The organism is Martelella sp. K41-7, from assembly GCF_055808365.1.
The window spans coordinates 696,753-712,983 of sequence record NZ_CM147867.1 but is presented as its reverse complement, the minus strand read 5'-3'; the positions used below and the strand labels follow the sequence as shown (position 1 = coordinate 712,983).

The following is a 16,231-nucleotide window of genomic DNA, read 5'->3' as shown; positions in this document are numbered from 1 at the left end:
GGGGTCGAACATGTCGCGCGGCTTCAGCATACACGCGCCGCCCGAAGCTATGGCGCAAGCTGGTGGACAGTCTATTCAAAACACATATTTTTCAACGTGTTGGGGATTTTCATGATCAATGCGACCTTGAATTTTCCCGAAACACTCCTGCCAGCCTTGCAGCGTTGAAGTCATTTCCTGCGCGAAACACCGCAAGTGTTATATCGACCCGTTTTCTGCTCTGCCTGCATCAATGGCGTACATAAGCCGAAGGGCGCACGGGATGACGGTGGCTCCCGACCATTTTGTCGGATGCATGCTGAAGCGCTAAAGCCGTGCAAGCCAGGTCGCAATCGACGGAAACGCGACGATCAGGGCAAGCGAAACCAGCATGGCGCCGACGAACGGCAAAGCGCCTCTGAAGATATCCGAGACCTTCAACGACTGGTCCGCGATGGCGGACTTGATAATGTAGACGGACAGGCCGAAAGGCGGCGTCAACAGCCCGACCTCCACAGCGACCACCGTCAGCACCCCGAACCAGATCAGATCGAACCCGGCAGCGTCTGCCACCGGCAGCGCAATCGGCAGCAGGATCAGCATGATCGAGATGGAATCGATCAGACAGCCAAGCGCGATGATCAGCAGCAAATAGAGCAGCAGGAAACCATAGGGGCCGATCGGACCGGAGAGCAGGGTTTCGGCCAGAAAACGTGGCACGCCGGAAAGCGCCAGCATGCGGCTGAAAAAGGTCGCGGCCAGGATCAGGAACAGGACGGAGACGGTAATCTGCCCGGTCTCGACCAGAAGCCGCCAGAACGAGCGCGGCGTCAGCGAGCGGCGCAAAAGTGCGATCAGCAAGGCGCCAAGGGCGCCGGCAGCGCCTGCCTCTGTCGGGTTTAAAAAACCGCCATACAATCCGCCGAGCACCAGAACCATCAAGAAGACGATCGGCACCGCCTTGCGAATGAGCGCCAACCAGCCGATTTCTTCGTCCTCTGAGGCCAGTTTTTCCGCCGTAAAGACGAAATCCGGCTTCAGCCAAGCCAAGAGAAATATGGTGATGGAGAAGGCAAAGGCCAGCAGAATGCCCGGACCGACGCCCGCGAGGAACATCCGACCAACCGATTCCTCGGCCAGAACCGCATAGACGATCATCAGCAATGACGGCGGGATCAGCATGCCGAGAACGGACGAGACCGGCGACGACACCGGTTGCGAATTTGGCGGTATAACCATGACGCGTCATTTCCGGGACGGCGACCCGGCTGAAAACCGTGGCGGAAGCAATCGAAACGCCGGTGATCGCGGCAAAGACCGCATTGGCAAAAACAGTCGCGATACCAAGGCCCGCCGTGATCCGCCCCATGAGCTTCTGGAACACGTCGAATGTATCCTTGCCCACCTTCGAAATGGTCACCAGCAGGCCCATCAACACGAAAAGCGGCACGATGGCATAAAGGTATTCGCGCAGTGAATTGTTGGCGACAGCGCCAAGCATACGCATGGAGACCGTCTCGCCCCGGATCGCCGAAACCCCGATAAAGGAAACAAACAGCATGCTGACACCAATCGGCATGCCGACATAGATCAGGATCAGCAGACCGGCGATTGCCAATCCTCCGATTTCAAGCGGGCTCATGAGCGCTCTCCGGGGTTGCGACAGGCGGCGATGTCACTCGCAGCCCGAAAAAGAAACTCTAGCGCGGCAACGGAAACACCGAGGACGATGAAAGCGCGGAACGGCCAGACCTGCAGCGTGGCGATGCCGGAAACACCGATATATTCACCGGACGCCCAGTCCTTCTGGAAAATCAGAATGCTCGACCACGCGATCAGCCCGATCATCACGGCACCCGTCAGATTGAAGAGAGCCGACAGAACGCTGCCCGCGACCGGCCGTTTGAGCCTGAACCCGGGAAAAAATATCTCCGTACGCGCCAGCCTGTCGGCACGGATGGTGGTTGCAAGCTGCAACGAGACGATCATCACCAGAAGAAGCGCGCCGAGTTCGGATACGAGCGGAAGGGATGCACCCAGCAGGTTACGCATGAAGATATCGGCCGAGATGACCAGCATCAGCACCAGAATGAGCACAGTGCCGAGCGCGGCAAGACCGTCGACAAGGATATGCCACGCACGCTCGATGGCATTTGGGGGGCGCCCGCCTGAATGGCGGGCGTTTTCAGTGTTGGATGACATATCCGCAGACCGCCTTACTGATCCCAGTCGCGCATCGGCGTTTCACCGCGTTCGCGCAAACCATCCATATAGGCGCTCAGGAATTCACGCGCAGGAAGGCCCTGTGCTTCAAGACCGTCCGCCCATTCACCGGCCAGATCCGGCAGCATCGCAACCCAGGCCTCGCGCTCTTCCTCGGGCATCGTCACCAGCGTCACCGGCGGGTTCTGCCCGGCTCCCATTTCGACCATGTCCTGAAGGGCGGCCTCGTGGCCTTCCAGGAGCTGCTTGCCGTGGGCTGCGGTGTAATAGGTACCCGCCTCAATCATGGCATCCTGCACTTCTGCCGGTAGCGTATCCCAGACATCACGATTGATGGCGATTGCACCGGAAAACGAAACAGCCGTGTCGAAGCGGTTGAGATAGGGGGCAACCTCGTAAAGCTTCGCCGGCTTGGCGCCGAGCGCAAGTGTCAGAACGCCGTCGGAAACGCCAGTCTGGATGTCGGTGTAAAAGGTCGTCAGCGCGCCGTCGACGGCATTGGCGCCGGTTCCTCGCAGCCAAGTGCCGAGGACGCCCGGGGCCGAGATCTTCATGCCCTCGATGTCGGCGATGCCTGTAATCGGCTCCTTGGTGTAGATATCGTACATATCGGTTCCGGTGAGCCCGAGTACCTTGAGATTGTACTGTTCCCACTCTTCGCGGAAGGCCTCGTTGTTCTCCATCAGGTCTTCCATCACCTCAAGCTGAAGCTGCGGGTTGGCGGTGGAGAACGGCGCATAGCTCGTCGCCTGGCTGAGCGGCAGCTTCGCCGGTTCCAGCAGCGAGAATACCCAGCCGATATCGGTAATGCCTTCTTCAACGGATGAGAGTGTGGCGTTGGCCTTGTAGAGCTGACCGCCGAAGGCCTCGTTCCAGTTGATCTCGTAGTCCCCGGTTTCAGCGAGGATTTCATCGGTTTTGGCCATGAAGTGGGTCTGTATCATGCCCACCCACGGGATCACGGTCGGGTGGCTCGAAGCCACTGTCAGATTGATGGTTTCCTGCGCGAAAAGCGCTGAAGGCATTGCCACCATGGCGACGGTTGTCAGTCTCAGAAAATGACGCATTTTTGTTCCTCCCGAAAGATGCGTTCAGTCCACCACAAATGTCTGTGTCGAATAGTCGAGCCGGATAGACACCCGGCCTTCATTGATCATCCAGGGGCGCACCCTGAAACGCCGGGCGCCCGCTTTATGCATCGGGTCGTTGCGGGCGATCCCGGCTGCCGCTTCGGCATTTTCGGCGCGGATGACCACCATCCCCTCGCCGGCCCAGCTTTCGCCGTCATCGGAAAAGAGCGGGCCTGCGGCATAAAGCACGCCGTCCCTTTCCAAGCCGACCTGATAGGCCAGATGCGCCTCCATGTTTTCAAAAACCGGCCCCATGCCATTCGTCGCTTCGGTGAAGATCGCAAAAAGCTTCTTTTGCAGCATGTCCTTGCTGGCTTCCATCACGGCTGCTGCCGGAACGGTTTCTTCGGTCTTGTGCATGCCGGTCACCTTCTCCCTGTGTCCGCGGCGAAACCTGTGTGTCAGCCCGCTTTCCGACGGGCGATCTCAGCGCGTATTTCCGCGCCATGCTGGTCGAGCAATGGCGGCGCGGCGATGTCGGTTTCGACCTGCTCATCGAAGCTGTAGGGCGCGCGCACGGTCGTGGTCTTTCCCTTTTCGGGATGGTCCATGTCGACCGCAATCTGCAAGTGCCGCGCCTGAGGATCATCGAGCGCCTCATCGGAATCATAGGCCGGCGCATGGGGCACACCGGCCTCAAGCAGCTTTTCGCACCAGCGATCGCGCGTCTCGGCCTTGAAGACGGGCGTCAGGATTTCGATGAGATCGTCCTGATGTTCGATGCGCTCCAGCCGTTCGGCAAAACGCGAATCTTCAGCAAGCTGGCCCTGTCCGGTCGCCGCTAGCAGCCCTTCCCAGAACTTGGCGGGCGAGGACATGTGGATCGCAACCCATTTGCCGTCCGCACATTCGAATGTATAGCTCTGCGAGACCGTCGGGCGGGAAAGCGGCCCCATCACCTCGTCGACAGCAAAATAATGCGTAAAGCTGTCGAGGTTAAAATGGGTCATGGCCTCGAGCATGGAAATGTCGATACGACGCCCCTTGCCGGTGCCCGCCCGTTCCAAAAGCGCGGCAAGGATGGCCATTGCCGCATATTGCCCGGTCAGCGCATCGGCAATTGCGGGCCCGATCACGCGTGGATTGGTCGGCGGGGTTACAAGTCTCAAAAACCCGCTGGCCGCCTGCGCCACGGTATCGAATGCAGGACGATCCCGCGACGGGCCGCTCTGACCGAAGCCGGAGATCGCACAATAGATCAGGTCGGGCTTCACTTTGCGCAGATCGGCCTCGCCGACACCGAGTCGTTCGGCAACACCGGGCCTGAAATTCTGGATAAAAACATCAGCGGTCGAGACGAGATCGCGCAAGAACGCCAGTTCGACCGGATCCTTGGTATCGATCGCGATCGAGCGTTTGTTGCGGTTGTAGGTCTGGTAGTGCGGCGAATACAGCCCGCCCTTGAATGCCCGGAACGGGTCACCGGAACCGGGGCGCTCCACCTTGATCACATCGGCGCCGAGATCGCCAAGATGCATCGCTGCGGCCGGACCCGTGATATAGGTTCCAAGCTCGACAACGCGGATATTTTTTAGAATTTTGACCATCCGGCCTGCTCCGTTCAGTTGCTTTTTCCGGAAGCCTTCCGGCCATCATATTCAATCGAAACATCCGCCTTGTGCGACATGATGAAGCCGATCGAGCGCCGGCTTTCCTCGAAAAGATGCGCGGAGAGACCGGCTGTGCGGGCAAGGATCGGAACAGCCTTCAGGGCATCGACCGGCCAGCCGGCATCGAGGATGGTTGCGGGTATGGCACCGGACACGTTGATCGGCAGCGGTCGTTCGACAATCCCCGGAGCCACCTTCGCCAGCATGTAGAGAGCCTCGATATAGCGGCCGCGAATGCCCTCTTCAGCGGCAACGGCCAGCAGCCTGTTGGCGCGCGGGTCGCCATCGGAATGCTGAGGATGACCAAGGCCGGGCACTTTGCGACGCTCGGCCTTCAGGGCCTTGACGCTTTCAATCGCCGCCTTTTCCAGATCGCCATCCATGCTGTCCGCCGTCTCCACGACGGAGACCAGAAAACGGCCTGCCTGCTCCGATGAGCCCGCCACGACACTGCCCATACCGAGAATGCCAGCGGCCATGGCGCCCTGCCAGGCTTCCGGTCCGGCAGCAAGCGTCATGCGCGCGGCCTGAACGCTCGGCACCAGACCATGCTCGGCGATAGCGACCAGGCAGGAATCCATCATCCGCCGCTGCACCGCGTCCGGCTTTTCGCCGGTCACAAGAAGCCAGAAATAGTCGGTGAAATCGATCTTTCCGATCAGCTCGCTGCAAAGATCGTAGCCACGCACGGTGATGCTTTCGGCATCGGATTCGGCAATTTCCGTAAAGGCGCCATCCTGTTTTCCAATTCGCACAACATACTCCCTTTTCGCTCTGCGAAATAATTTCCTCTTGCCGAAATCGTAGAGAGCAACTAGGCTATCGTCAAGTTGAAAGCGTGTTGGTTGGTCGTCAGGGCCGAGAAGCCGTTTTCACCGGGAGAGAGATCAGGCCCCGAGCGAAGAGGATGAGCCCTTGTCTTGCAGGTGCGGCTCGACCACTCTCCGGCTTTACGGATCTGGTTCTTGAGGAAGATTGACGTGGCTGAAGTTCTGAAAATTATTGAAGAGAGCGAACGACCTTCCGAATTCGTGGAAGCGCTGGCCAAGGGGCTGGCAATCCTCGAATGCTTCGACGCCACCCACCCCGAAATGACGCTGAGCGAGGTCGCGCGCCGGGTCGGCCTTTCACCCGCCGCCGCGCGCCGCAGCCTGATCACGCTGCAAACGCTTGGTTACGTCGGCCAGAACCAGAAGAAATTCCATCTACGCCCCAAGGTCATGACACTGAGTTCGGCGTTCTATTTCTCCGCACATATCGACGAGGTGCTGCAACCGAATCTGAGGGCGCTTGTCGAAGAGTTCGGCGACGCCTCTTCGGTGGGAACGCTCGATGGCGATCATGTCATCTATGTCGCGCATGTCTCGGTCCAGCGCGCGCGTCGTGCGGCGGCCGTCATCGGTGCGCGTTACCCGGCGGGCGCAACCTCGCTCGGCCGCGTTCTGCTGGCCGGACTTTCGGATGAAGCGCTGGAGCACTATTTCAAAACCGCAAAGCTGGAGACACTGACCTCGAAGACGGTCACCGACCCCGACGTGCTCCGCGACAAGGTCATGGCAGTCAGGGCGGACGGTTACGCCACCACTGTCGACCAGCTCGATTACGGCATTACAGCACTCGCCGTGCCAATCAGAAATTTCGAAGGCCGCACCATCGCGGCACTCAACACCTCGGGCTACACCGGCATGGTGACCCCCGAAAGCATGATAGCCGAACGGCTGCCCGCGCTCAGGGAGGCGGCATCGCATATCGCGCATGCCATGAGTCGGTATCCGGTTCTGCAATCGACAATGGGAACCTGAGCGAAAGACAGGTTCCCAGCGCAGGTTCAAGGGAGGAGAAACCATGTGCAGGCTTTGCGACATTTCCAGAGGGCATCTACCCTACCCCGCATTCGGCCCGTCGGCTGGAGGCGGCATGGGAGCAACCGCCTCCCCATCGCCAGTGGCAAGAGGCGTGCCGGAGGCATGCGGGCGAGAGGGCCAGCGCACACTGATCAAAAACGGCATCATCCTGTCTATGGATGAGAGCGTCGGAGATTTTGCCAAGGGCGACGTCCTGACCGAGGGATCACGCATTGTCGAGATTGCCGAAACGATTTCTGCGGACGACGCCATCGTGATCGACGCCCGCGGCAAGATCGTTATGCCCGGCTTCATCGACACCCATCATCACCAGTTCGAAACCGCGCTGCGCGGTCAGCTTGCAAACGCCATCCTCATCAATGACGGTCTGCCGGCCAATGCGCAGAACTATTATGAGACCGTGCTGCAGTCCTTCTCCCTCGTCTACAGGCCGGAGGATGTTTACATCAACGAGCTTTTCGGCGCCCTTTCGCAACTGGATGCCGGCGTGACGACCGTGATGGATGTCAGCCAGATCCACCACTCGCCGGCGCATTCCGACGCAGTGATTTCGGCGTTGAAGGATTCCGGTCGCCGCTCGGTCTTCGGTTATTTCGAAGGCTGGGGCGACGACGCGCAATATCCGGGCGACGCGGCACGGCTGCGCGAGCGGTATTTTTCGTCGAACGACCAGTTACTGACCATGATTATGGGCGGCGAGATCTATCTGCCGTTCCATGAGCAGTCATGGAAGACGGGGCGCGACCTCGACCTGCCGGTCGCGCTCCACGTGGTCGGCACATTCGGAATGCAGCCGACCTTTGACGAGCTTGGTGCCAATGGCGCTTTCGGACCGGATAACATCTTCATCCACATGACCGGCATGTCGGAGGACGGTTGGAAATACGCCCGCGATGCCGGTGCGCATATTTCGCTTTCCGTGCCGATCGAAATGCAAATGCGCCATGGCACGCCGCCGATTCAAAAGGCAATCGACAACAAGATGAGCCTGTCGCTTTCCACCGATGTGGAATGCACGATGACGGCGGACTTCTTCACCCAGATGCGGGCCATGGTCACCATGCAGCGGATGTTCGCCAACGAAAAGGCACTTGCCGGCGAAGAATACCCTGCTCTGCTGACAGCCCGGGAGGCAATCCGCGCAGCAACAATGGGCGGCGCCGAAGGGCTCAAACTCGAGAGCCGCACCGGATCTCTGACGCCGGGCAAGGATGCCGACATCATCCTGCTCGATGCCGAAGCACTCAATGTCGCGCCTCTCAATAATGTCCCCGGCACCGTCGTCACCCTGATGGAGCGCTCGAATGTCGACAGTGTTCTGGTGGCCGGCAAGGTGCGCAAGTGGAAGGGCGAGCTTGTGGGCGCGGACATCGCTCATCTGCGCGACGAGCTGGAAAAAAGCCGCGACTACATTTTCAAAAAGGCCGGCATCACCCGATCGCTGTTCGGCGACTGAAGCCGTAGGCGAAAAAGACGACGACATGATGCCTGCGCAAGCTTTCTGGAGCCGCGCGGGCAATGAGGACATCCGACAGGAGGAGAGAGCATTGGCAAAACTCGTTGCAACACTGGCGTCTACCCACCATCCCTTCTATCTGAAGGCAACCACGGCGCCACCCGAACAGCAGATGCCCGAAGCGCCGACATGGAAGCGCAAGATCGAGGCCTACCGCGAAACGCTTGCGAAGGCGGAACCGGACATTCTGGTGATGGTCGGATCGGACCATTTCCACCAGATCTTCCTCGATAACTGCCCGCAGTTCCTGATCGGAAAGGCCGAGCGCTACGATGCGACCTTCTATAACGAGGAGCGAGAATTCGGCATTCCGAAATATGTGCTGGAGGGCGACGAAAACATGTCGCGCTTCATGCACCAGTCGCTGATGAGCCAGAATTTCGACTTCGCATTTTCCAACGAACTGAAGATCGACCATTCGATCATCTGCCCGATCATCACCGTGCGACCGCAGAACGATCTGCCGGTGGTACCGATCTACACCAACATCTTCGCGCCGCCGCTGCACACGCCGAAGCGCTTCTATGAAGTCGGCCGCGCGATCCGCAAGGCCATCGACGACTTCCCGTCAGACAAGCGCGTTGCCGCGATCGGCACCGGGCACCTTTCGCTTGAACTTGGCGGTCCGCGCCAGTTCATGGAGACCGGCCCCGATCCGGTTTTCGACAAACAGGCAATTGAATGGCTGAAGGCCGGCGATATCGACGCGATCCTAGAAAACGTCACCCATGAGAGCATGGCGACGAGCGGTAACGCCACCCACGGCTTCCTGAATTTCATCCTGATGCTCGGCGTCGCCGGTCCCGAAGGTGCGGACTATGTCGACAATCTCGACCTGTTCCACACCATGGAAGCCTATTTCACCTGGTATCCCAAGGAGGCTGCGGCATGAGCAAATATTACGTCAACAAATTCCTCTACACCGTCGACCGCGACCCCGATCTGTTGCAACGCTATATCGACGAACCGCGCACCTTCGTGGCCACCTGGGAACAGTCAATCGGCCCGAAGCTGCTCGGAAACGAGGTCGAAGCCTCCACCGTCCACACCTTCACCCATGAGGAGCGCGAGGCGTTGGTCAACCATGATTATGCGGCACTGTTCGAGATGGGCGCGCACTTCTTCCTCAACCTGACGATCTTCATCGGCATCTATGACGAGCCCTACGTGGCAAAAAGCGGTCCGCTGTCGTTCCAGCGCGAGTTCGCCGCAAGGCTTCAGGGCTGGCACGGCAAGGACTACCCGAGTGTCGAGACCTAAGGTTCGCCGCCCCCTCAACGCAAGTCGCCCGGCCGAAAAGCCGGGCGTATCTCTCATCCCCACCACCGGCATCCTACGCGTGATTTCAGGCAATCAACCCTGGGAGATCACGATGGCGACGATACGCAAGCTCAGAGGGCGCTGGCAGGCCCTGGTGCGCCGTAGATCAGGACGGTTGAGACTGTCTAAAACTTTGTGCCCTGACATTATTTCAGGACATAGGGAAACGTTCTTCGAACATGATGGCGATCTGGCTTTTGACTGTGTGCCATTCGCGCACTGAACGCTTCCACTCGGTGGAGGTAGCATTGAGGGCCAGATAGATCAACTTGGCCGCCGCCTCATCGCGCGGGAAGTAGCCTCTGGTTCTGACGGCGCGCCGGATTTTCGAATTCAGCGCCTCGATGGAATGTAATCGACAGAATGGTTCGAAGCTGATCGGCGCGATAAGTCATTGAAATGATATAAAGCGTGTGGGGTCTTGCTGCCGCGCCGAATGACAGTTAAGGGCCCGGCTGAAACCGGGCCCTCGGGCAGCGCATCCAGGCGCTATTCTGACACAGTAAGCAACATCTCCTGCTCTTCAGATCTGCCGATCAAAGCGTCAAATTGATGCCAGCTTCGCCATCGGCGAAGACGTGCGTTCTTTCCATAATGAAGCTGAACCGGAAAGGTGTGCCGCGCATGGAATCGTCCAGCATCCTGGAATCATCGGTGGGGATACGTGCTGTAAAGGACAGGCCTTCGATGTCAAAATAGACATAGACTTCATTGCCCATATGCTCGACCAGACGCACGGGACCAATGGCTTCAGCGATCACGGAATTTTCGTTGCGGCGCAGGGCCGCGCTTTCTGGCGTTGCAATATGTTCCGGGCGAATGCCGAACCGCACTTTCTGGCCGATATGGCCGGAAAGCTTTTCCGCATAATTTTTCGGCAGTGTCAGAAGCGTCTGTTCGCCCAGAAGCAGTGCCGGTGTTCCATCATTGGCAACGATGGTGGCGGAATGAATGTTCATTTCCGGAGAGCCGATAAATCCGGCCACAAATGCATTGGCGGGGCGCTCATAAAGGCTTGTCGGAACATCAACCTGCTGGATCGTGCCTTCCTTTAGAACGCAGATCCTTTCGCCCATGGTCATGGCTTCGACCTGATCATGTGTCACATAAATTGCGGTCGATGGCTGCCCGGCGTTACGCAGTTCGCGGTGCAACTCGGTAATGCGCACACGCATCGAAGCGCGCAGTTTGGCGTCAAGGTTTGAGAGTGGCTCATCAAACAGGAAAACCTCGGGCCGTTTGACGATGCAGCGGCCAACGGCGACACGTTGAGCCTGGCCACCGGAAAGCTGCTTGGGATAGCGATCAAGCAGATTGACCATTTCCAGCAGCTCGGCGGCATGCATCACGCGTTTCTTGATTTCGTCCTTCGGAACATGCGCCAGCTTGAGCCCGAGCGCCATATTGTCGAAGACCTTCATATGCGGATAGAGCGCGTAGTTCTGGAATACCATCCCAATGCCGCGCTGCTTCGGCGGAAGCTTGTTGACCACGGTCTCGCCGATACTCAACTGACCATCAGAGATCTGCTCCAGCCCGGCAACCATGCGCAGAATGGTGCTTTTGGCGCAACCGGACGGCCCGACAAACACCATGAACTCGCCGTCGCGCACATCAAGGTCAACCCCGTGAACAGCCTCGAATCCGTTGGGGTAGATCTTCCGGATTTTCTGGAGACTGACATTCGCCATTTACTCACTCCCTTTTCTCTAAACTTTGCCGGTCCTCAATTTATTCCGAACAAAGCCCGCCCCCGGGGTCGGGAGCAGTATTGCTATCTATGTTCTGGTGGAGGCGCAGCCACGGACATACGCTCAACAAGGCTCATGGTCATGCCGACCCGGCTTTTCGAAACCAGCTTTCCGGTCATCTGCTCGACCAGCATTTTGATACCGATGCGCCCCATCTCGCCGCGCTCGATATGCATCGTTGTCAGCGGAACTTCGCAGTGAGCGCTGAACGGAAGGTCATCAAAGCCGATCACGGACACATCGTCCGGCACCCGTAACCCGGCAGAGATCAGTGCTTGAATAGTTCCCATCGCCAGCGTGTCTGAAGCGCAAACAATGGCCGTATGGTCGAAACGTTTCTCGTCGAGCATGCGCTGGATGGCGCCGGCAGCATCATAGCTGGTCAAATCAGCACTGCCGGTATCGAGAAAGTCGCGCTGCTGATCAAATGCGATCCCGGCCTCATTCAGGGCGTGCTTCATCCCGTCCATTCGCTGAACGACGGTATCGCGAAAGATATGCCCGACATGAAGAAAGCGCTTGTGCCCTTTCTCAATCAAATGCCGGGTCGCCATATAGGAGCCGTAATAATGATCCGGGGAGACGCTTGATAAGCGCATCAACGGATCCATGCCATGCACGATAACCGCCGGGCACCCGATTTCGACGGTCGCCTGAATCACTGCCGGCTGGTCGAGGCCCAGAAGGATAACGCTCTCTGGCTTACCGCGCCGGAACAATGTTTTCGGGTCAACGCGGGTGTAGCCTTCGTTGATATGGGCCAGATCGAGTACAAGATCCCATCCCAGTTGGCGGGCCTCGTCCGTGAGGCCGCGCATCGTGTCAACATAGTAATGGTCATTGGCAGCGTAGCGATCGAAAGTGACGATGGTGACCGAGCTGATATCGGGAGCGGACCGGAGTTTCGATTCCGGGCGGCGATAGCCGAGATCCTCGACCACCTGCATCACCCGTGCCCGGTTATTGGGGCTGACCCCGACACGCTCGTTCAACACCTTGGAAACTGTGCTGATCGAAACACCGGATGCTGCGGCAATATCGTGCAGGGTTGCCGATTGCGCGGCTTTTCGCCCTTTGCCTTTGATCATTTCGTCAGCTGCTTGCATCTGCCTAGGTCCACTCAAATCCGCCTCCCGTTTTAACTGCCATACGGCACCAGTTTTTCATGCGGTTGGCAAGCTGGCTGCGTCGCGGAAACTGCGAAGTCTGCGTATAAGCTAGCAACATCACGCGAAAAAGAAAATATGATTTATTTATTTTCTTTTTCTTAAATTAATTTCCGTCAACACAAGGCGCTTTCAGTGAATGAATCTGGCGCAAAAGGCCTAAAAATAAAGCGTGTTGATCACATTTCAGGCCCTTAAATGATAACGAAAGCGAAAATACGCGATTGACGCACGTATGCCATATCTGTATTTTCGCTTCATCGATCGAGTTTTCGCGCCTATTTTCCATTTCTCTATGAATTTTCGTGAAATTCGTGCTGATGCGCGGGAGGCCTGAACGGCACTGAAGGGAGGGTCTTCGCGGAGGATAACCTTACCCGGCATGGTTATGGCGGGTGTTCTTGGATTTCGGTTTCGCGCATGAGCGGCTCCGGGTGGGGCTGGCGATGCGCCGGTGGAGGAAATATCAATGAAATTGTATCGCAAGCTCTCGCTTGGTACTGCGGTTGCCCTTGTGGAGCTGATGGGGGTTGCTCAGGCTGAGACAACCGTTCGTGTGATGGGCATCGAGCCAAACGACCCATTCGAAAAGACGATCAACCAGGACGTGGTTGATGCTTACGAAGCGGAAAACCCCGGCACAAAGATCACCATCGAATATCTTGAAAACTCGGCCTTCAAGTCCAAGCTACCAACGGTATTGCAATCCGACAAGCGTCCGGATCTGTACTGGTCTTGGGCCGGCGGCGTGCTTGAAGAGCAGGCCCGCAATGGTGTGACACAAAACATCACCGAACAGGTCAAGGCCACCTTCGATGAAACCATGCCCAAAGGCGCTGTCGAAGCCTTCAGCTACAAGGGCGAAATCGTCGGTGCACCGAGCAAGGTTTCGCTGATCGTGATTTGGTACAACAAGGCACTTGCCGAGGAAGCTGGCGTTGATGTCAGCCAGATCAAGACCTGGGATGACTTTCTGGCGGCTGCCCTGCAGGCCAAGGATTCCGGCGTGACCCCGATCGTGGCCGGCGGCAAAGACAAGTTCCCTCTGCACTTTTACGTTGCTTACCTTGCCGAACGCATCATGGGCACTGAAGCACTTGCTGCAGCCCGCGCAGGCGAGAATGGCGGCTTTACAAATCCCGATTTCATCAAGGCTCTCGAAGAGTTCAAGCGTCTGGCCGATATCGAGCCGTTCCAGAAAGGCTTCGCCAGCGCCACATTCGCAAAAGAAAGTGGCATGTTCGGTGATGGCCAAGCACTGTTCGAGCTTGCTGGTCAGTGGAACTATTCTACCCAGAAAGCCAACTCCGCCAGCGGCGAAGGCCTGCCGGAAGAAAATCTCGGCATGATGGCATTTCCCGCTGTTGACGGCGGAAACGGCGATCCGTCCGACGTTCTCGGCGGCATCAATGGTTGGGTTGTGACCAAGGACGCTCCGAAGGAGGCCGTCGATTTTCTGAAATACTGGGTCAGCAAACCAGTTGAGGAAAAATACGCTGCCGCCGGTCAATGGATCCCGATTGCAAAAGGCGCTGGTGAGGCTTTGACCAACCCCTACTTCCAGAAGGTTTCACAGATGTCGGGTGATGCTGCCCATATGCAGCTCTATCTCGATCAGGCGTTCGGCCCGAACCTTGGTGGTGCCGTCAATGACATCTCAGTGGATCTCGCCGTTGGAGCCATCACGCCTGAAGAGGCGGCGGAAATGCTCGAAGACTATCGGATGATGGAGTAGCTATCTCCGGACTGACGGCCGGCGGACTTCGGTCCGCCGGTACATTTCTCTTTTCAGTGGCAATCAGCGCACATGTTTTGTCGTGACGGCAAAAGCGTGACCGTTTGCCGTTTTTTGTGACGTCCGGCACTTTCCCAAGTGCGCGGCGCCGCAGGAGGACAGGATGTCGACCCTCGCGCAGACGCAACCGGGCGTCAGGAAAACCTTATGGCGGCCATCAAATGCATTGGTGACCTTTATCGTCTTCATGTTGCCGGCCTTTGTGCTTTTCACCACTTTCGTCATGCTGCCGATGATAGATGCGGCGCATTTCTCACTTTACAAATGGTCCGGCTATGGCGCTCCGACGGATTTTGTCGGAACGCAGAATTTCGAACGGCTAGCCAGTAACCGCATCTTTCTGCATTCACTTGGCAATTCGCTGAAGATCATCGCCGCCTCCATGTTCATTCAGTTGCCACTGGCGCTGGGCCTGGCACTGCTGATTTATGAAAAGCGCTGGTCAAACACCGTTTTCCGGCTGGTTTTCTTCCTGCCCTATATTCTCGCGGAAGTCGCCAGTGGCCTGATCTGGAGCTTCATCTTCGATGGCGACTATGGCCTGGCGGCAGAGATTGCGCGCTGGCTCAACATCGAAAACTTTTACATCCTGGCAAACAGGCAATGGGCATTCACGGCCATTCTGGTTGTCATCGTCTGGAAGTATTTCGGCTTTCACATGATGATCTATATCGCCGGCCTGCAATCAATTCCGAAGGATCAGATCGAAGCGATCACCATTGATGGCGCCGGGCCGCTGCAGGTGATCCGATACGTCAAACTGCCGATGCTGAAGCCAGCGATCATCATGTCAGTCTTCTTCTCTGTCATCGGTGCCCTGCAGATATTCGATATCATCATTCCACTGACAAATGGCGGCCCGTCCAACTCGACACACACCATCGTCAGCTTCCTTTACACCTTCGGCTTGCAACGCATGAACATCGGCTTCGGCAGCGCGGTTGGCATCGTGCTCTTTGTATGCTGCGCGACTTTCGCCTTCACCTACCGTGCGACATTCCAGCGTGAAAAAGGAGCAGCGCGATGATTACGGATAACATGTTCGGGTGGCGCACGGCGTTGCGCATCATATTCCTGCTGATCATGACCGTCGTGATCATGGGACCGCTGTCGATCACGGTTCTGGGCGGGTTCAAATCGCTCGGTGAACTGCGCACCTCGCCAATCGGGCTGCCCGATCACTGGGTGCTCAGCAATTATGCCGGCATCCTGTCATCGGCTGATTTCTGGCGCTATCTGCGCAACTCCCTGGTGATTTCGATGTCCTGCGTAGTGCTGACGCTGATCGTTTCCGGGATGGCGGCCTATTGTTTCGCACAGCTGCACTTCTTTGGAAAAAAGATGCTGTTTGCCTATTTCACAATCGGAATGATGTTCCCGTTTGCCACAGCCATTCTGCCGCTGTTTCTGAAGATTCGAGATCTCGGGCTTCTGGATACACCCGCAGGCGTCATCTTCCCGCAGGTCGCCTTTGGTCTCGCCTTTTCGATGATGCTGTTCCGCGGGTTCTTCGAGCAATTGCCGAAGGAGCTATTCGAGGCAGCCCAGATCGATGGCATTGGATATATGGGATTCTTCTTCCGCTTCACCCTGCCGCTTTCCGTCCCGATCCTGTCGACGGTTGCCACCTTTGTGTTTGTGCAGAGCTGGAACAACTTCCTGCTGCCTCTTGTGGTGCTGAACGAACAGCCCTCCTACACCTGGACGCTGGGAATCATGCAGTATCGCGGTGCCTACATGACCGACTGGAGCCGGGTTCTTGCTTTCGTGACGCTGACCATGACGCCGGCCATTGTCTTCTTCTTTGCCGCGCAGAAATACATCGTCGCCGGACTGACCGGCGGAGCCGTCAAGGGCTGATCAGCGGACACATTGC

Annotated in this window: 15 protein-coding genes and 2 pseudogenes; 7 read left to right on the top strand and 10 right to left on the bottom strand. The window is 57.6% G+C overall.

Annotated features, from left to right (window positions below; genetic code table 11):
* Positions 1–306 precede the first annotated feature (306 nt).
* The 7 genes and pseudogenes from AC0L7L_RS03345 to AC0L7L_RS03315 all read right to left on the bottom strand — a co-directional run bounded on the left by AC0L7L_RS03345 (position 307) and on the right by AC0L7L_RS03315 (position 5,697).
* Positions 307–1,218 (bottom strand): TRAP transporter large permease subunit, encoded by a 912-nt coding sequence (locus AC0L7L_RS03345; RefSeq protein WP_473511935.1) that lies wholly within the window; start codon positions 1,216–1,218, stop codon positions 307–309.
* Between the two features lie 22 nt (positions 1,219–1,240).
* A pseudogene (locus tag AC0L7L_RS03340) lies at positions 1,241–1,540 on the bottom strand (TRAP transporter large permease subunit); the annotation flags it as partial.
* A 77-nt stretch (positions 1,541–1,617) separates the two neighbouring features.
* A complete protein-coding gene (locus AC0L7L_RS03335; protein WP_473511932.1) occupies positions 1,618–2,181 on the bottom strand; it encodes a TRAP transporter small permease subunit in 564 nt (187 codons plus the stop codon).
* A 14-nt stretch (positions 2,182–2,195) separates the two neighbouring features.
* Positions 2,196–3,269, bottom strand: a complete 1,074-nt coding sequence (locus tag AC0L7L_RS03330) for a C4-dicarboxylate TRAP transporter substrate-binding protein (RefSeq protein ID WP_473511930.1) — start codon at positions 3,267–3,269, stop codon at positions 2,196–2,198.
* A 24-nt stretch (positions 3,270–3,293) separates the two neighbouring features.
* The gene (locus AC0L7L_RS03325) at positions 3,294–3,692 is read right to left on the bottom strand and encodes a YciI family protein (protein WP_272210293.1); all 399 of its coding nucleotides are present in this window, start codon (positions 3,690–3,692) and stop codon (positions 3,294–3,296) included.
* A 41-nt stretch (positions 3,693–3,733) separates the two neighbouring features.
* Positions 3,734–4,879, bottom strand: coding sequence for a CaiB/BaiF CoA transferase family protein (locus AC0L7L_RS03320; RefSeq protein WP_473511927.1), 1,146 nt, complete (start codon positions 4,877–4,879; stop codon positions 3,734–3,736).
* 14 nt (positions 4,880–4,893) lie between these two features.
* Complete coding sequence (locus AC0L7L_RS03315; protein ID WP_272210291.1) at positions 4,894–5,697, bottom strand: citryl-CoA lyase; 804 nt, start codon at positions 5,695–5,697, stop codon at positions 4,894–4,896.
* A gap of 225 nt (positions 5,698–5,922) precedes the next feature.
* Between AC0L7L_RS03315 and AC0L7L_RS03310 the strand changes: the two genes are divergently transcribed.
* From AC0L7L_RS03310 to AC0L7L_RS03295, 4 genes are all read left to right on the top strand, one after another.
* Positions 5,923–6,744, top strand: coding sequence for an IclR family transcriptional regulator domain-containing protein (locus AC0L7L_RS03310; protein ID WP_473511924.1), 822 nt, complete (start codon positions 5,923–5,925; stop codon positions 6,742–6,744).
* Positions 6,745–6,787: 43 nt separating this feature from the next.
* Positions 6,788–8,263, top strand: coding sequence for an amidohydrolase family protein (locus AC0L7L_RS03305; protein WP_473511922.1), 1,476 nt, complete (start codon positions 6,788–6,790; stop codon positions 8,261–8,263).
* A gap of 91 nt (positions 8,264–8,354) precedes the next feature.
* Positions 8,355–9,215: a DODA-type extradiol aromatic ring-opening family dioxygenase gene (locus tag AC0L7L_RS03300; RefSeq protein WP_473511920.1), complete on the top strand. Its 861-nt coding sequence runs from the start codon at positions 8,355–8,357 to the stop codon at positions 9,213–9,215.
* The gene (locus tag AC0L7L_RS03295; protein WP_272210288.1) at positions 9,212–9,583 is read left to right on the top strand and encodes a hypothetical protein; all 372 of its coding nucleotides are present in this window, start codon (positions 9,212–9,214) and stop codon (positions 9,581–9,583) included. The genes AC0L7L_RS03300 and AC0L7L_RS03295 overlap by 4 nt, the downstream gene beginning before the upstream one ends.
* A gap of 211 nt (positions 9,584–9,794) precedes the next feature.
* On the opposite strand, the pseudogene AC0L7L_RS03290 reads toward AC0L7L_RS03295, so the two are convergent.
* The 3 genes and pseudogenes from AC0L7L_RS03290 to AC0L7L_RS03280 all read right to left on the bottom strand — a co-directional run.
* A pseudogene (locus AC0L7L_RS03290) lies at positions 9,795–9,995 on the bottom strand (transposase); the annotation flags it as partial.
* Positions 9,996–10,179: 184 nt separating this feature from the next.
* Positions 10,180–11,334 carry an ABC transporter ATP-binding protein gene (locus tag AC0L7L_RS03285; protein WP_272210287.1) on the bottom strand — a complete coding sequence of 385 codons (1,155 nt, stop codon included), beginning with the start codon at positions 11,332–11,334 and terminating at the stop codon, positions 10,180–10,182.
* A gap of 83 nt (positions 11,335–11,417) precedes the next feature.
* A complete protein-coding gene (locus AC0L7L_RS03280) occupies positions 11,418–12,482 on the bottom strand; it encodes a LacI family DNA-binding transcriptional regulator (protein ID WP_473511917.1) in 1,065 nt (354 codons plus the stop codon).
* 547 nt (positions 12,483–13,029) lie between these two features.
* Between AC0L7L_RS03280 and AC0L7L_RS03275 the strand changes: the two genes are divergently transcribed.
* The 3 genes from AC0L7L_RS03275 to AC0L7L_RS03265 all read left to right on the top strand — a co-directional run bounded on the left by AC0L7L_RS03275 (position 13,030) and on the right by AC0L7L_RS03265 (position 16,215).
* Entirely contained in the window at positions 13,030–14,295 is a 1,266-nt protein-coding gene (locus AC0L7L_RS03275; RefSeq protein WP_272210284.1) for an ABC transporter substrate-binding protein, read from the top strand.
* A 163-nt stretch (positions 14,296–14,458) separates the two neighbouring features.
* The gene (locus tag AC0L7L_RS03270; protein WP_272210283.1) at positions 14,459–15,382 is read left to right on the top strand and encodes a carbohydrate ABC transporter permease; all 924 of its coding nucleotides are present in this window, start codon (positions 14,459–14,461) and stop codon (positions 15,380–15,382) included.
* A complete protein-coding gene (locus tag AC0L7L_RS03265) occupies positions 15,379–16,215 on the top strand; it encodes a carbohydrate ABC transporter permease (RefSeq protein WP_473511913.1) in 837 nt (278 codons plus the stop codon). Before AC0L7L_RS03270 ends, AC0L7L_RS03265 begins: the two co-directional genes overlap by 4 nt.
* The last annotated feature ends 16 nt before the right edge of the window (positions 16,216–16,231 follow it).

Bases quoted from the DNA above. Each gene is read 5' to 3' on its own strand.
- AC0L7L_RS03345 (WP_473511935.1), bottom strand. From the start codon at position 1,218: ATGGTTATACCGCCAAATTCGCAACCGGTGTCGTCGCCGGTCTCGTCC.
- AC0L7L_RS03335 (WP_473511932.1), bottom strand. From the start codon at position 2,181: ATGTCATCCAACACTGAAAACGCCCGCCATTCAGGCGGGCGCCCCCCA.
- AC0L7L_RS03330 (WP_473511930.1), bottom strand. From the start codon at position 3,269: ATGCGTCATTTTCTGAGACTGACAACCGTCGCCATGGTGGCAATGCCT.
- AC0L7L_RS03325 (WP_272210293.1), bottom strand. From the start codon at position 3,692: ATGCACAAGACCGAAGAAACCGTTCCGGCAGCAGCCGTGATGGAAGCC.
- AC0L7L_RS03320 (WP_473511927.1), bottom strand. From the start codon at position 4,879: ATGGTCAAAATTCTAAAAAATATCCGCGTTGTCGAGCTTGGAACCTAT.
- AC0L7L_RS03305 (WP_473511922.1), top strand. From the start codon at position 6,788: ATGTGCAGGCTTTGCGACATTTCCAGAGGGCATCTACCCTACCCCGCA.
- AC0L7L_RS03295 (WP_272210288.1), top strand. From the start codon at position 9,212: ATGAGCAAATATTACGTCAACAAATTCCTCTACACCGTCGACCGCGAC.
- AC0L7L_RS03285 (WP_272210287.1), bottom strand. From the start codon at position 11,334: ATGGCGAATGTCAGTCTCCAGAAAATCCGGAAGATCTACCCCAACGGA.
- AC0L7L_RS03280 (WP_473511917.1), bottom strand. From the start codon at position 12,482: ATGATCAAAGGCAAAGGGCGAAAAGCCGCGCAATCGGCAACCCTGCAC.
- AC0L7L_RS03275 (WP_272210284.1), top strand. From the start codon at position 13,030: ATGAAATTGTATCGCAAGCTCTCGCTTGGTACTGCGGTTGCCCTTGTG.
- AC0L7L_RS03270 (WP_272210283.1), top strand. From the start codon at position 14,459: ATGTCGACCCTCGCGCAGACGCAACCGGGCGTCAGGAAAACCTTATGG.
- AC0L7L_RS03265 (WP_473511913.1), top strand. From the start codon at position 15,379: ATGATTACGGATAACATGTTCGGGTGGCGCACGGCGTTGCGCATCATA.